This window comes from Microbacterium sp. ANT_H45B, from assembly GCF_008369345.1.
In the GTDB taxonomy this organism is placed as follows: Bacteria; Actinomycetota; Actinomycetes; order Actinomycetales; family Microbacteriaceae; genus Microbacterium.
Window position 1 is genome coordinate 353,773 of sequence record NZ_VOBK01000003.1, and the last position, 13,312, is coordinate 367,084.

Genomic DNA, 13,312 nt, shown 5'->3' on the forward strand with positions numbered 1-13,312 from the left:
GACCATGACCGACTTCTTCGACTACTTCGCACACGTCGATCTCCCCACTCCGACGCTCTCCGACGAAGAGGTGCAGCGGCTGTTCGTGGAGACGTTCGGCATCGAGGTGGACGTGCAACCGCTCGGCAGCCAGCAGGATCAGAACGTCCGCGTCTTCGAGCGGGGGTCGACGACGCCCCTCGGTGTCCTCAAGCTGAGCAACCCCGCCTTCAGCGAAGCGGAGATCGACATGCAGGGTGCCGCGGCGGCAACGGTCGCGCAGCGGAGTCCGCATGTGCGTGTTCCCCGCATCGTCGACGGACCCCGCGGCGCGATGTCCGCATGGTGGAAGTCGTCCCAGGGGCCCATCCACGCCCGCGTCATCGAGAACGTGTCCGGTCGGACGCTCATGGGGTCGTCCTATCTCTCACCCGCCGTGGTGGAGGGTCTCGGCGCACTCTCGGGCGCGGTGAGTGCCGCTCTCGCGGACTTCACGCACCCCGCAACGAGTCGTGTCCTCCAATGGGATCTGCGTCACGCCGAGCGTGTCATCGATACGCTCCTGCCCCTCGAACCGGATCCCGAGATGCGCGACATCGTGCAGCGCGCGGCGGACACCGCCCGCGCCGCCCTCGCCCCGGTGAAGGCGTCGCTGCCGATCCAGACCGGGCACTTCGACGTCACCGACGACAACGTGCTGCGCGCTCCCGGCGCCACCGTGCCCGACGCGGTCATCGACTTCGGTGACACATGCGCGTCGTGGCGGGTCGGCGAGATCGCCGTCACCGTCTCCTCCGTGCTGCATCACGATGGCGCGTCCCCAGAGAGCACCTTCCCCGCGATCCGCGCCTTCGATCGCCTGCGCGACCTCACCGACGACGAGCTGATCGCGCTGTGGCCCCTCGTCGTCCTGCGCGGCGCCGTGCTGGTGCTGAGCGGCCGCGCTCAGGTGCGCCTCGACGAGGAGAACGAGTACGCCACCGTTGCGCTCGATCGCGAGTTCCGGATCCTCGAGCAGGCGATATCGGTGCCGATCCCCGTGCTGACCGCGGCGACACGCGCTGCCCTGGGCCGCCCCGGCGCGCCCGAACGTGCCTGGGCGGGTCCGAGCATCCTCTCGTCCGGCCGGCACGTCGCGCTCGACACCACCACCGAGTCGCCCCTGAACGACGGTGGCGCCTGGCTCGACACCACGACCCTCGACCACGCAGCGCAGCGCGCACTCGATGCCGGTGCCGATATGGTCACGGCACCTGCCTGGTCCGCGCGCCTCACGGGCGAGACCGACCCGCTGCCCTCGACGACCGATACGATCCCGACAGACCTTCTGCTGTGGCTGGCCGCCCCGACGCGCATCGACGGCGAGGCGGTCGTGGCGGGGGGAACGCTCACGTGGACGGCCGGCGAGGAGATCGTCACGATCTCCGGCGCCTCCGGGGACCTGGCATCCACCGTTCTGCCGGCGCGCACCCGCCTGGTTTTGCGACGCGGTGTCGACGGGACGATGCCGTCGGAGCGCGCCACGCCCGCTCTCGCCGCCGCCTGGCGTGAGGTGGCAGGCGACCCGGGCGCCGCGATCGGCGTGCCCACGCCGGCAGCGGCCGACGATGACTCGCTCGCGCGTCGTCATGAGGTGCTCGCTGAGGTTCAGGAGCACTATTACGCCGTACCACCGCGGATCGAGCGCGGGTGGCGCGAGCATCTGATCGACGTGCACGGCCGGGTCTACCTCGACATGGTGAACAACGTCGCCTCGGTGGGCCACGCCCACCCGCACGTCGTCGCGGCGGGCTCGCGGCAGATGCACCTGCTGAACACCAACTCGCGCTTCCACTACCGCGCGATCATCGACTACGCCGACCGCATCGCGGCCACCCTGCCTGACGGGTTCGACACCGTGTTCTTCGTCAACTCCGGGTCCGAGGCGACAGACCTCGCGATCCGCCTCGCGATGGCCGCGACCGGTCGCCCCGACATCGTCGCGATGCGCGAGGCCTACCACGGGTGGACCTACGCCAGCGATGCGGTGTCGACCTCGATCGCCGACAACCCGAACGCCCTCGCCACGCGCCCCGACTGGGTGCACACCGTGGATGCGGCGAACTCCTACCGTGGAAAGCATCGGGGAGCGGATGCGGTGAACTACGCGCCCGAAGCCGCCGCGGTGATCGACGCGCTCGCGGCATCCGGTCATCCTGCCGCGGGCTTCATCACCGAGACGTACTTCGGCAACGCCGGCGGGGTGGCGCTGCCCGACGGGTACCTCACCGAGGTCTACGCCGCGATCCGCCGCCACGGCGGCCTCGCGATCGCCGACGAAGTGCAGGTCGGGTACGGCCGACTGGGCGAGTGGTTCTGGGGCTTCCAGCAGCAGGACGCGGTGCCCGACATCGTCGCCGTCGCCAAGTCCATCGGCGGCGGGCAGCCCCTCGGTGCCGTCATCACTCGCCGCGAGGTCGCGGACCGCTACCGCAACGGAGGGTACTTCTTCTCATCGACCGGAGGCTCCCCCGTCTCCGCCACCATCGGCACGGCCGTGCTCGATGTGATCGAGCAGGAGGGACTGCAAGAGAACGCGCGCGTCGTCGGCGGGCACCTCAAGCGACGCCTCGGGGAGCTCGGCGCGACGCACGACCTCATCGGCACCGTGCACGGTTCCGGCCTCTACCTGGGCGTCGAGTTCATCCGCGATCACGAGACGCTCGAGCCCGCCACCGCCGAGACCGCGGCGATCTGCGACCGCCTCCTCGAGTTGGGAGTCATCATGCAACCCACCGGCGATCATCAGAACGTCCTCAAAGTGAAGCCTCCGCTGGTCATTTCGCAAGCCTCCGTCGACGTCTTCGTCGACGCTCTCGACCGCGTCCTCACCACCGGATACTGACCCCGACCGACACACAGTTCAGGCGCGGCTCGACGCCAGGGGCTAGCCGCATCCCGAAGACCGAATCCCACTCTCGTTAGGCTGTTTTCATGAACATTCCCCCTCTTCCGTTCGATCTCGTCCCCACGGAGGGGTCAGTCTGGACCGTCACGACGTCGGGTATCGACGGAGCCGCCCCCGCGGGGACCGACCTCTTCGTCGACCCCAGCGGAGAGAGCGGTGTCGCCGCGGAGACTCTGCTGAACGCCCACACCCTCCTCGGGACTCCGCCGGAGGGTGACTTCACCTTCTCCGCCGAGGTGACGCCCGATCTTCGAGCGACGTTCGACGCGGGGGTTCTGCTCGCGTGGGTCGACGACACCAATTGGGCGAAGCTGTGCTTCGAGCGTTCTCCGGCAGGAGAGGTGATGATCGTGTCGGTCGTCACGAAAGGGACGTCGGATGACGCCAACGGGTTCCTCGTGAATGCTCCCACGGCACGGCTCCGCATCTCACGGGTAGGAAACGTTCTGGCTTTCCACGCGCACGACAGGGGCGAATGGCGTTTCGTCCGCGCGTTCACCTTGCCGGGAGCAGCGACCGAGCTGTCGGTGGGTTTCGAAGTGCAGAGCCCGACCGGAGCCGGATGCACAGCCTCCTTCGCCGACATCGCTTTCGAACGTCGAACCGTCAGCGACCTGCGCAACGGCGAGTGACCCCCGCCGGCGAGCCGCGGGACTGACGTACGACACGAGGACCTCCCTGGATCGAGTGGGTGTGATGCCCACATCGACCACGGAGGTCCTCGTGCTGTCCCCTCCCGCCACGCTGCTCACGTCCCCGGGGAAGAGCACCCGGTGAGTGAGGACAGAGGAAGGCTCGACCCTGCATCGGGCCGAGCCTTCTTCTCCCTCGCGACTCAGGCGATCACGCGCACGCCGGAGTCGGCATCGGTGTCGGTCTCGTCGAACTCGACCTCCGGCGGCCGGCGCCGGAAGCCGCTGGTGATGACGGCGAGCCAGACGACTCCCAGGGCGACCCAGATCAGCCCGACGACGAGCGCCAGGCCCGAGAGGCTGAGCCAGAGCCACGCGGTGAGCAGGAACCCCAGAGCCGGCAGCACACCGAAGCGGAGCACAGCCGCACCGCCGCGGCGGCGTTCGTCGATGAGAAAGTGCTTGATGACGGCGAGATTCACGAGCGAGAAGGCGGCGAGCGCGCCGAAGCTGATGAGCGAGGCGACGGTGTTCAGATCGGCCACGAGGGCTGCCAGCGACACGACGCCGACGAACACCGCGGCACCGATCGGCGTCTGCCACCGCGTGCTGAGCGTCCCGAACAGCCGGCGCGGCAGCACGCCGTCGCGACCCATCGCGAACAGGATGCGGGCGACGGAGGCCTGCGAGGCGAGTGCCGCGGCGAAGCAGCCTGCGATGTAGGCGATGAGGAAGAAGATCTCCAGCCATTTCCCGGCAGCGACCTCCATGATCTGGTTCGCCGCCGCGTCGGGGTTCTCGATGTCGGCGACGGAGGGGATGACGAGCGTGGACACGTAGGCGATGATCGTGAAGATGAGCCCGCCGAGGATCGTCGTGAGGATGATCGCTCTCGGCACCGTGCGACCCGGATCACGCGCCTCCTCCGACATCGTCGAGATGGCGTCGAAACCGAGGAACGAGAGCGCGAGGATCGCCCCGCCCGCCAGCAGACCCTGGAAGCTGAGTCCGGCGTCGTAGAGCGGCTGCAGCAGAGAGACCGTGGGGTTCTGCACCGCATAGCCGATCGCGCAGACCACGAAGACCGCGGCGAAGATGAGCTGCATCCCGACGAGAACGAGGTTCGCGTTGCGCACGACCTTGATGCCGATCACGTTGAGCACGGTGATGACGAGGATGGCGACCAGCGCGAAGATCCACGGCGGTATGCCCGGCAGCTGCGCGTTGAGGTAGATGCCGATCAGCACGTAGTTGATGAGCGGGAGCAGCAGGTAGTCGAGCATGAGCGCCCAGCCGGTCAGGAAGCCGACGTGGCCGCCGAACGCCTTGCGGGCGTAGGTGTAGGCGCTGCCCGCGCGAGGGAACGCGGGTACGAGTGCGGCGTAGCTGAAGGCGGTGAAGAGCATCGCGACGAGGGTCACGAGATACGCGGTCGGAACGTGGCCGTTCGTGGTGACGGCGACCAGGCCGTAGGTGGTGAACACGGCCAAGGGCACCATATAGGCGAGGCCGAAGATGACGAGGGAGGGAACTCCCATCACCCGCTTGAGCGAGGTGTCGGTGGAGGTCATGGCAATCCTGTTCGGGTCAGCGTACGGCGACGACGGGGGCCGTCGCCGTGAAGGTGCGGATGCCGCGTCGCCACGTGCCGCGGACGCGGACGTCGGCGATGGCGGCGGGCTCGATCGAGCGGATGTCGTCGGTGAGCCAGACGAGGTCGGCGGGCATCCCGGGGCGGAGAGCTCCGCGGCGGTCCTGATCGCCGCCCTGCCACGCGACGCCGCTTGTGGCGGCGTCGATGGCTTCGTCCACGGTGAGTCGCTCCTGCGGCTGCCACCCTCCGGAGGGGTGGCCGCTCACATCCTGACGGGTGATCGCGGTACGGATACCAGCGAGCATGTCGGGGGCGGCGACGGGCCAGTCACTGCCGAAGCTGAGGCGTGCACCGGCTTTGTGAGCGGAGTGCATGCGGTACTGCAGTTCCCGCTGCGGGCCGAGGCGGGGCAGCGTGAGATCGGTCATGACGGCGTCTTCGAGCGCCCACTGGGGCTGGAAGCAGATCGTCACGTCGAGGGCGGCCAGGCGCGGCAGGTCTGCCGGGTCGATGACCTGCGCGTGCGCGATCGTGAGGCGTCGGCCGCGGCGGAGGCTCTCGTGGATGCCTTCCGCGGCGTCGAGGGCGGCGCGCATGGCGGCGTCGCCGATGGCGTGCAGGTGTACGTCGAATCCGGCGGCGTCGCACGCCGCGACGGCGTCGACGAGCCCCTCGGGCGACCAGTTGGGCAGGCCGTGGGTACGGGCGTCGTGGTAGCACTCGATCAGATGCGCCGTGTGATTCTCGAGAATGCCGTCGACGAAGAATTTCACCGTGCGGCACGTCAGCCCCGGGGTGCCGTCGATCTCACCGGCGACGCGGCGCAGCTCGTCGAGCTGCGCGGGCCAGCGGATCGGGTCGGCGCGCAGAGCGATGTCGGCGTCGACGACGAGCCTGCCGGAGGCTGCGGCCGCGCGCCAGGCGGGGACGTCCTCGATCTCGCACCAGGCCTCCTGCACCCAGGTCACCCCGTGTGCCGCGAGGTGCTCGCCCGCCCACGTCAGAGCGTCGACATCGGCGGCGATCGTGGGCTGCGGCGCGTGGTCGAGCACGAGGTCGATCGCCGGGCGCTCTATGAGGGTGCCCAGGGGCGAGCCGTCGGCGCGTCGTGCGATGCGACCCAGCTCCGGGTCCGGGGTCGTCGCATCGACCCCGGCAGCGCGGAGTGCGGCGCTGTTGACCCAGGCGGTGTGGTAGTCCCAGGCGTGGAGCACGACGGGCCGTTCGACCGCGTCGAGCCAGCGGGCGTCGAACATCCCGCCCTCGACGATCGTGGCGTCGTAACTGCCGCCGACGAGCCACGACGCATCCGACACGGCGGCCCACGCCTGCACGCGGGCGACGACCGCCTCGACGGTCGTGGCGTCTCGCAGCTCCGGACCCACGCGTTCGCGCCCGGCCAGCAGCGGATGAGCGTGGCCCTCGCCGAAGGCGGGCAGCAGGAGTCCGCCTTCGAGATCGACGTACTCGGCATCGTCGGGCACAGCGCTGCCGTAGGGGGCGATGACACCGTCGATGACGATGAGCTGATCGGCGTCCGGCGATGAGCCGTCGACACGGATGGCGCCGTCACGGAACACAGTGACAGTCATGGGAACCTCCTGCTGCCCTCTTGGGCGGTTTCTTGCGGTCAGAACTGGCGCGCTCTGCGCCAGCGGGGTGTCGGCGGTCGGGCTGGACGAGAAAGGTTGTGACTCGACGGGCATGATGGGCAAGAGCGTCAGCGGCGGTGCGTGTGGTGGGGTCCGAGCGGGGTGTGACGTCGTCATCGACATCCTCCGAGATCCAACAAATGAACGAGATTCATTTGTTGAAGCTCGATAGTAGACCCCATCAGGAGCGGGCACAATAGGAACTTTTTGGTGGATTACGGGCGCGTTACATGCATGTTTCCGACTCACTCACGCCGTAGATGTCGGATGTAAAATGAATTAGATTCATTTACTTTCGATGACGACATCCGTTCCCCATCGAGCGACCGCGGGGAGCGGGCGGAGAGTACGATGAAGCTTCCATGACTCCCGAAGCTGCGCGCGAGAGACGAGTACCCCCGCGCCCCGCCCGACGCGCGGGTCGCCCCGTCACGCCTCTCATCACCGCCGACGGCATCGCCGAGGCCGCCATCGAGATGCTCGATGATGACGGCGATTTCACGATGACGCAGCTCGCGCGCCACTTGGGCGTCGGCGCGTCGGCACTCTACAACCATGTCACCGGCAAGGAGGAAGTGCTCGCTCGCGTCCGCGAGCTGGTCAGCGATCGGATCGACGTCAAGATCTTCGACTCGACTCCCTTCTTCGACGCGCTGCGGGTCTGGGCGCGGTCGTACCGTGATGCCTTCGCGCGCCACCCCGCGACGATCGCGGTCTTCGCGACCACAGCGCTGGACGGCGCCGGTCGAACGACAGACATGTACGAGCGGGTGGTCGGCGCCTTCCTGAGCGCGGGCTGGCCGGAGGATGACGTGATGACAGCACTCGTGGCGCTGGAGGACTTCATTCTCGGCGCCTCCTTGGACGCCGTCGCCCCCGACGACATGTTCGAGCTTCGCAGCCCCGACGATGCGCCCACCTTGAGCCGCGTCACCGCTGCGAGCCGGCGCGCGGTGCAGGGAGACGGCGCTGCCCTGGCGTCGTTCGAGGCAGGCCTTGACGCGATGCTGACAGGCCTGCAAGCCCGCCTGGCGCGCCTCAGCAGCTGAGGAGCACGCGAATACACGATCCGCTGAGTTCAGCATTTTGTGTACAGTTGGCGTGTGACGCTGACCGCCTCCCCCACCCACACCGCCGCCGTGGCTCGCCTCGGGCATGCCCTCTCTGATCCGACGAGGGCGGCGATCCTCCTGGCGCTCCGCGAGACTCCGGCCTACCCCTCCGATCTCGCCGACGAGCTCGGAGTCAGCCGCCAGCTCCTCTCGAATCATCTGGCATGCCTGCGCGGATGCGGTCTCGTGGAGGGGATCCCCGACGGACGCCGCAGCCGCTATCAGCTCGCCGACCCGCACCTCGCCCCGGCGCTGGACGAGCTGATGCGCGTGATGCTGATCGTCGAGCCCGACTGCTGCGACTCCGACGGATGCACCTGCTGATGTCGACCCTCGCGATCAGCCCCGACCGACGAGCACGGCTGCAGCGCCGCATCCGTCTCATCGTCGCGTTCACCATCGTCTACAACCTCATCGAAGCCGTCGTGGCGATCGCCGCAGGCTCCGTCGCCTCCTCCGCCGCCCTGATCGGCTTCGGGTTGGACTCGAGCATCGAGGTGCTCTCGGCCGCCGCCGTCGCGTGGCAGTTCACCCGGCGCGACCCCGAACGGTGGGAGAAGCCCACGCTGCGGGTGATCGCGGTCGCGTTCTTCGCGCTCGCTGCCTACGTCACGGCGACCTCGCTGTGGGCGCTGATCGGCGGGGAACGACCGGAGCACAGCACGGTCGGTCTCGTGCTCACCGCTCTGAGCGTGGCGATCATGCCGATCGTGTCGCTCGCCGAGAGGCGGGCGGGCCGCGAGATCGGCTCGGCCACCGCCGTCGCCGACTCGATGCAGACACTGATCTGCACCTATCTGTCGGCTGCGGTGCTGGTCGGGCTGGCCCTCAACAGCCTGTTCGGATGGTGGTGGGCGGATGCGGTCGCAGGACTCGTGATCGCGGTCTTCGCCGTGCGGGAGGGCTTGGAGGCCTGGCGCGGGGACGCGTGCGCCACCTCGGTCGGCATGATCCTCGAGGACGATCACGACGGCGATCACGACCACGACCACGACGGCGATCACGACCACGACGGCCGCGCGCACCGCTGACGCGACTCAGATCCAGCCGCGCGCCTCGGCCATCAGCACCGCCTGCTGCCGCGTGCCGACCCCGAGCTTCGCCAGCACCGCGGAGATGTGGTTGCGCACAGTGCCGGGGGCGAGCGAGAGGCTCCGGGCGATCTGCCCCGTGGTCTCACCGCGGCGCCCCGCGCGCAGCACATCGAGCTCACGATCGGTCAGCGGCGAGCGCTCGTCGCTGAGCGCGTCGGCGGCGATCTCGGGGTCGACATACCGCGCGCCCGCGGCGACGCGGCGGATCACGTCGGCGACCTGGTCGGCGCCCCGCGACTTCGGCAGGAACCCCGAGACGCCCGAGGCGAGGGCGCGCCGCAGCACTCCGGGGCGCGCGTGGCGGGTGACGACCACGCACCGCGTGGCGATCGCCCTGCCGAGCTTCTCGGCGACCTCGACTCCGTCGAGTCCGGGCATCTCGAGGTCGAGCAGGCACACGTCGGGCTTCAGCTCCAGCGCCCGGGCGAGGGCCTCCTCGCCGTCGACGCACTCGGCGACGACCTCGATGTCCCCCTCGAGTCGCAGCAGCGCGGCGAGCGCGGAGCGGATCATCCCCTCGTCATCGGCGAGCAGCACCCGGATCATCGCATCGCCCTCTCGTCGGATGCCGCCCTCGCTGCGGGCACCGTCACGACCACGACGAACTCCCCCTCATCGTCGCGGATCTCCAGTGTGCCACCGGCCTCCGCGATGCGCCGCCTGACGCCGTCCAGCCCGGAGCCGATCGGCTGCACCACGGCATCCGCGCCGACGTCGTTCGCCACCTCGTACCGCCAGCCCTCGGGCGCGCGCCCCAGGGCGAGACGCGCGTGCCCGCCCGCTCCATGGCGCAGCACATTCGTCGTGGTCTCCCGGATGACGGGCCCCAGAGCCGAGGACGGCGCGTCATCGGCATCCGGGGCGATCTCCGCCTGCACCTGGAGACCGGCGGCCGCGAGCAGATCGCGGGCATTCGCCACCTCGTCGCCGAGGGGCACCGAACGGAACCGGGTCGCGAGGTCGCGCGTGCCCTGGCGCGCCTCGTCGACACTCACCCGCGCGGCCCGCAACTGCTCGAGGGCGGCATCAGGGTCGAGGGGCAGCAAGCGCTCGGCGAGCTCGAGCTGCAGGGCGATCACCTGTAGGTGGTGACCCTGCAGGTCGTGCACGTCGGTGGCGACGCGCAGGCGCTCCTGGGTCGCGGCGAGACGCGCCTCCGAGGCCCGCGCGCGGTCGAGGGTGACGAGAACGTCCCACCACCAGAGCGAGCTCACCGACATCGCCGGGATGAGGATCGCGTAGAACGCGGCGATCCACCCCGGCCCTCCCGGCTGGACCGCTCCCCTCGCTCCGTCGACGAACGCGGCGCCCACGAGCAGGGCGGTCATCAGCGCCACGACCCGGAGCCGGATGCCCTTGGGCCAGTTGAGCAGCACCACCGATTGCGCGACCGGCATCAGCGCGAGCAACCAGCTGTCGACCACCACCCCGGCGACCACCCCGTAGACGACCGCGATCAGCAGCGGCGGGGCGATGCGCGTCCACGCGATGCCGGGCTCGGCGTCGACCCGATGCCGGTAGGCCCACAGCAGCACGATCGTCGACAGCCACCAGACGAGTCCGCCGACGCCCACCACGATCCACCCGACACCGGGGCCGGGTGCCGCCAGCGCTTGCACCGCCCACACCAGCACGAGGAACAGCTCGAGGAGGACCACGGCCGAGAACGTGTACCACCAGGTCGCGGTGATGCCGCGGGCGAGCTGCCGCTGACCGGGAGGGGGATCGACGAGCGGATCGACCGGGCGGGAGGAGGGGCTCATGCCCCCACGATACGGGCGTGACAGATGTCATGGATGCCGCAGGCGAACCACCCGGAAAGCGGTGACGACTCGACACTGCCGTCGACGCACGATGCGCGATGGACTGTACTCATCGCGGCGGAGAGACCGGCGCACAGACCAACGGGAGAGATCCATGAACCTCATCGAGACGTTCCAGGGCTTCGTCGCCCAGGTGCCCGAGCTCATCCAGCCGCTCATCATCGCGCTCGCCGGCGCGATCCCGTTCATCGAGGGCGAGGGGGCGGTGTCGATCGGCATCATCGGCGGCATCCATCCGGTGGTCGCCGCGATCGCCGCGATCGTGGGCAACTTCCTCTGCGTCGCGGTCCTCGTCATCGCCGGCTCCGGTGCCCGCTCGGCGATCGTGAAGCGCACGCGGAGCCGGGAGGCGGTCGCCGCAGGCGGCGCGGGCAGCGTCGGAGGCGGTGTCTCGGAGACCGCCTCCGCCGCCGGCGCCACCGACCGCGGCAGCGCCCGCCGCGAGAAGTTCCAGCGTGCGTTCGAGCGCTACGGCGTGCCGGGCGTCAGCCTGCTCGGTCCGCTGCTGCTGCCGACGCACTTCACCGCGACGATGCTCGCCGCCTCCGGCATCGGCAAGGCACGCATCCTCATCTGGCAGGCCGTGGCGATCATCGGTTGGACGACGATCGTCGCCGTCATCGTCGGCGGCGCGGTCTCCGCGATCCGCTGATCCGTCGGCTGCCCGCCTCCGGGTGGGACTGCGCACGGCACACGACACGAGGCGGTCACCCTTCGGTGACCGCCTCGTGTCGTCTGTGTCTCGTCTGCTCAGAGCTGTTCGGCGCTCGCACGGCGCCGGGCCGCGACGCCGGCGGCGATGCCGCCACCCGCGATCAACGCGACGGCGAGCGCCAGGAACCCGAACCCGATCTCGCCTCCGGTCAGCGCCAGCCCGCCGGGAGGCGGAGTCCGCACGCCCGGAGGCGGCGTCGGGGTCGGGGGCACAGTCGGCGGCACAGACGGCGGGGGCGTCGTCGGCGGAACGGACGGCGGCGGCGTCACCGGATTCGCGGTGTTGGTGAGTGTCAGCGCCACCCCCGCTTTCGACGACGGCGTGACCTCGAAGGTTCCGTTGCCGACGTCGACGACGCCCTCACCGGTGATCGTCCAGGAGCCCCAGGTGATGCCCTCGATGCTCGGCAGGTCGACCTCCTCGATCACGAAGGTCGACCCGAGGGGCGCCCTCGTGCTGGCGACGGATTCGCCGACCGGCACCGTCATCGTCGTGGCGGGAGCCTCGGAGCCCTTCACGGAGTACCGCACGGTGTATGTCGCCGAGCGCGCGGCCTCTGCCAGCGGGCCGGTGAGCTGCTTCGTGATCGAGAACCGGGTGAAATCGACGCCCGTTCCGCCCCCTCCGCCGGTCTCGGTGACGGTGTGCGTGGCGGACGTCTCGAAGGTGTTCACGACCGCCTTGTTGCCGAAGACGTCGCCCGGCGCCACCGGACCGTCGGCCTGCGTGTAGTAGATCAGCTCGTAGGCGAAGCCGCTGGCCGGGAGCCCGGATGCTGTGAATCGGAAGGAGCCTCCGTCGTCGGCGAACACCGCCTGGTAGCGCTCGGGACCGAGAACGGTCCAACCACCCACGAGCTGTCCGTTCTCCACCGCCTGCTGCCGCAGCAGCACCTCGCCCGTGTAGTGATGCGCGCTGTGGGTGCCGTCGAGGGTGTCGGCGATCGTGAAGGATCCGTCGGTGACGTATCCGCTCGGCACGCCGACGACCCACTTCAGCCGCCCGTCGGTGGTGGTCTGGCCACCGAACTTGTAGGGCTTCGCCTGCTCCGTGGGGTTGGCGGGCACGATGCCGCCGTCTCCGGGAAGGTCGACGATCTCGATCGTGTCGCCCAGGTCGAAATCGACCGTCTCGTTGGTCGTGGACTGCGATGCTCTGGCCTGCATCCAGAAGGCGCCTCCGACGTCTTCCTTGCCCTCGACCGCGTCGGTGAGGGTACACACCATCTCAGGCCCCTGGCCGGCCGCGACGACGCACGTCGCCATGACCTCGTTCGTCTCCGGGTCGAGGATGTCGAACGTGCCCGCGGACTGACGGCTGAACTCGGCGGGCAGGGTCATCCCGAAGGTCTCCCCGGCGTGCGCCCCCTCCGGCACGCTCCAGTCCCCCGAGATCCTCACGGTCTGCCACTGCTCGAGCGGGCCGCCCCCGTTCTGCCCCTCGAGCACCACGTTCGAGATCGCACCCGGGTAGGTCACCGTCGGCGCGGCAGCCGCCGGCAGCGCGCCCCCGAGCAGACCCGCGATGCCCATGAGCATCGCCACCACGATCGCGACGACGCGTCGCCTCGGCGATACGGCCCCCGCCCCGTTCTCGATCCGTCTCTCCGACGTCTCGTCGCCGCTCATCGTTCTGCGTGCACGCACGACATCACACTCCCCAGTCATCATCTTCTGCATCTACTCGGACCACTCCCAGTCGTGGTCCTCCTAAGAGATCAGGAAAGGGGCCTCCCATTACGCGCATCTCGGAATACGTATGCGG

The 13,312-nt window shown here is 69.5% G+C and carries 11 protein-coding genes; 6 read left to right on the forward strand and 5 right to left on the reverse strand.

From position 1 onward, the window contains the following. Positions 1 to 4: 4 nt before the first annotated feature. Both FQ142_RS13895 and FQ142_RS13900 read left to right on the forward strand, forming a co-directional pair. Positions 5 to 2,863 (forward strand): aminotransferase, encoded by a 2,859-nt coding sequence (locus tag FQ142_RS13895; RefSeq protein WP_149423766.1) that lies wholly within the window; start codon positions 5 to 7, stop codon positions 2,861 to 2,863. 89 nt (positions 2,864 to 2,952) lie between these two features. Beyond that, positions 2,953 to 3,558, forward strand: coding sequence for a DUF1349 domain-containing protein (locus FQ142_RS13900; RefSeq protein ID WP_149423767.1), 606 nt, complete (start codon positions 2,953 to 2,955; stop codon positions 3,556 to 3,558). A 203-nt stretch (positions 3,559 to 3,761) separates the two neighbouring features. Here the strand turns inward: FQ142_RS13900 and FQ142_RS13905 are convergent, their stop codons facing one another. Then, positions 3,762 to 5,129, reverse strand: a complete 1,368-nt coding sequence (locus tag FQ142_RS13905) for an APC family permease (protein ID WP_149423768.1) — start codon at positions 5,127 to 5,129, stop codon at positions 3,762 to 3,764. A 16-nt stretch (positions 5,130 to 5,145) separates the two neighbouring features. Beyond that, entirely contained in the window at positions 5,146 to 6,744 is a 1,599-nt protein-coding gene (locus tag FQ142_RS13910) for an amidohydrolase (RefSeq protein WP_149423769.1), read from the reverse strand. A 536-nt stretch (positions 6,745 to 7,280) separates the two neighbouring features. On the opposite strand from FQ142_RS13910, the gene FQ142_RS13915 reads away from it, so the two are divergent. Genes FQ142_RS13915 through FQ142_RS13925 form a run of 3 tightly spaced genes read left to right on the forward strand, consistent with a single transcriptional unit; the run spans position 7,281 to position 8,947 of the window. Then, a complete protein-coding gene (locus tag FQ142_RS13915) occupies positions 7,281 to 7,853 on the forward strand; it encodes a TetR/AcrR family transcriptional regulator (RefSeq protein WP_262492157.1) in 573 nt (190 codons plus the stop codon). 54 nt (positions 7,854 to 7,907) lie between these two features. Next, entirely contained in the window at positions 7,908 to 8,240 is a 333-nt protein-coding gene (locus FQ142_RS13920; protein WP_149423771.1) for an ArsR/SmtB family transcription factor, read from the forward strand. Beyond that, positions 8,228 to 8,947: a cation transporter gene (locus FQ142_RS13925; RefSeq protein ID WP_410477444.1), complete on the forward strand. Its 720-nt coding sequence runs from the start codon at positions 8,228 to 8,230 to the stop codon at positions 8,945 to 8,947. The genes FQ142_RS13920 and FQ142_RS13925 overlap by 13 nt, the downstream gene beginning before the upstream one ends. Positions 8,948 to 8,953: 6 nt before the next feature. On the opposite strand, the gene FQ142_RS13930 is transcribed toward FQ142_RS13925, so the two are convergent. Further along, positions 8,954 to 9,556: a response regulator transcription factor gene (locus FQ142_RS13930; RefSeq protein WP_056412617.1), complete on the reverse strand. Its 603-nt coding sequence runs from the start codon at positions 9,554 to 9,556 to the stop codon at positions 8,954 to 8,956. Then, positions 9,553 to 10,773 carry a sensor histidine kinase gene (locus FQ142_RS13935; RefSeq protein WP_149423772.1) on the reverse strand — a complete coding sequence of 407 codons (1,221 nt, stop codon included), beginning with the start codon at positions 10,771 to 10,773 and terminating at the stop codon, positions 9,553 to 9,555. Before FQ142_RS13935 ends, FQ142_RS13930 begins: the two co-directional genes overlap by 4 nt. A 154-nt stretch (positions 10,774 to 10,927) precedes the next feature. On the opposite strand from FQ142_RS13935, the gene FQ142_RS13940 reads away from it, so the two are divergent. Continuing rightward, on the forward strand, positions 10,928 to 11,485 hold the full coding sequence (locus FQ142_RS13940) for a small multidrug efflux protein (RefSeq protein WP_149423773.1): 558 nt from the start codon (positions 10,928 to 10,930) through the stop codon (positions 11,483 to 11,485). A gap of 98 nt (positions 11,486 to 11,583) precedes the next feature. On the opposite strand, the gene FQ142_RS13945 is transcribed toward FQ142_RS13940, so the two are convergent. After that, a complete protein-coding gene (locus FQ142_RS13945) occupies positions 11,584 to 13,194 on the reverse strand; it encodes an Ig-like domain-containing protein (protein ID WP_149423774.1) in 1,611 nt (536 codons plus the stop codon). Positions 13,195 to 13,312: the final 118 nt, after the last annotated feature.

What these genes read in the sequence shown, in the direction of transcription:
- FQ142_RS13940 (WP_149423773.1), top strand. Translation starts at nt 10,928, where the DNA reads ATGAACCTCATCGAGACGTTCCAGGGCTTCGTCGCCCAGGTGCCCGAG.
- FQ142_RS13935 (WP_149423772.1), bottom strand. Translation starts at nt 10,773, where the DNA reads ATGAGCCCCTCCTCCCGCCCGGTCGATCCGCTCGTCGATCCCCCTCCC.
- FQ142_RS13915 (WP_262492157.1), top strand. Translation starts at nt 7,281, where the DNA reads ATGCTCGATGATGACGGCGATTTCACGATGACGCAGCTCGCGCGCCAC.
- FQ142_RS13905 (WP_149423768.1), bottom strand. Translation starts at nt 5,129, where the DNA reads ATGACCTCCACCGACACCTCGCTCAAGCGGGTGATGGGAGTTCCCTCC.
- FQ142_RS13930 (WP_056412617.1), bottom strand. Translation starts at nt 9,556, where the DNA reads ATGATCCGGGTGCTGCTCGCCGATGACGAGGGGATGATCCGCTCCGCG.
- FQ142_RS13925 (WP_410477444.1), top strand. Translation starts at nt 8,228, where the DNA reads ATGCACCTGCTGATGTCGACCCTCGCGATCAGCCCCGACCGACGAGCA.
- FQ142_RS13910 (WP_149423769.1), bottom strand. Translation starts at nt 6,744, where the DNA reads ATGACTGTCACTGTGTTCCGTGACGGCGCCATCCGTGTCGACGGCTCA.
- FQ142_RS13900 (WP_149423767.1), top strand. Translation starts at nt 2,953, where the DNA reads ATGAACATTCCCCCTCTTCCGTTCGATCTCGTCCCCACGGAGGGGTCA.
- FQ142_RS13895 (WP_149423766.1), top strand. Translation starts at nt 5, where the DNA reads ATGACCGACTTCTTCGACTACTTCGCACACGTCGATCTCCCCACTCCG.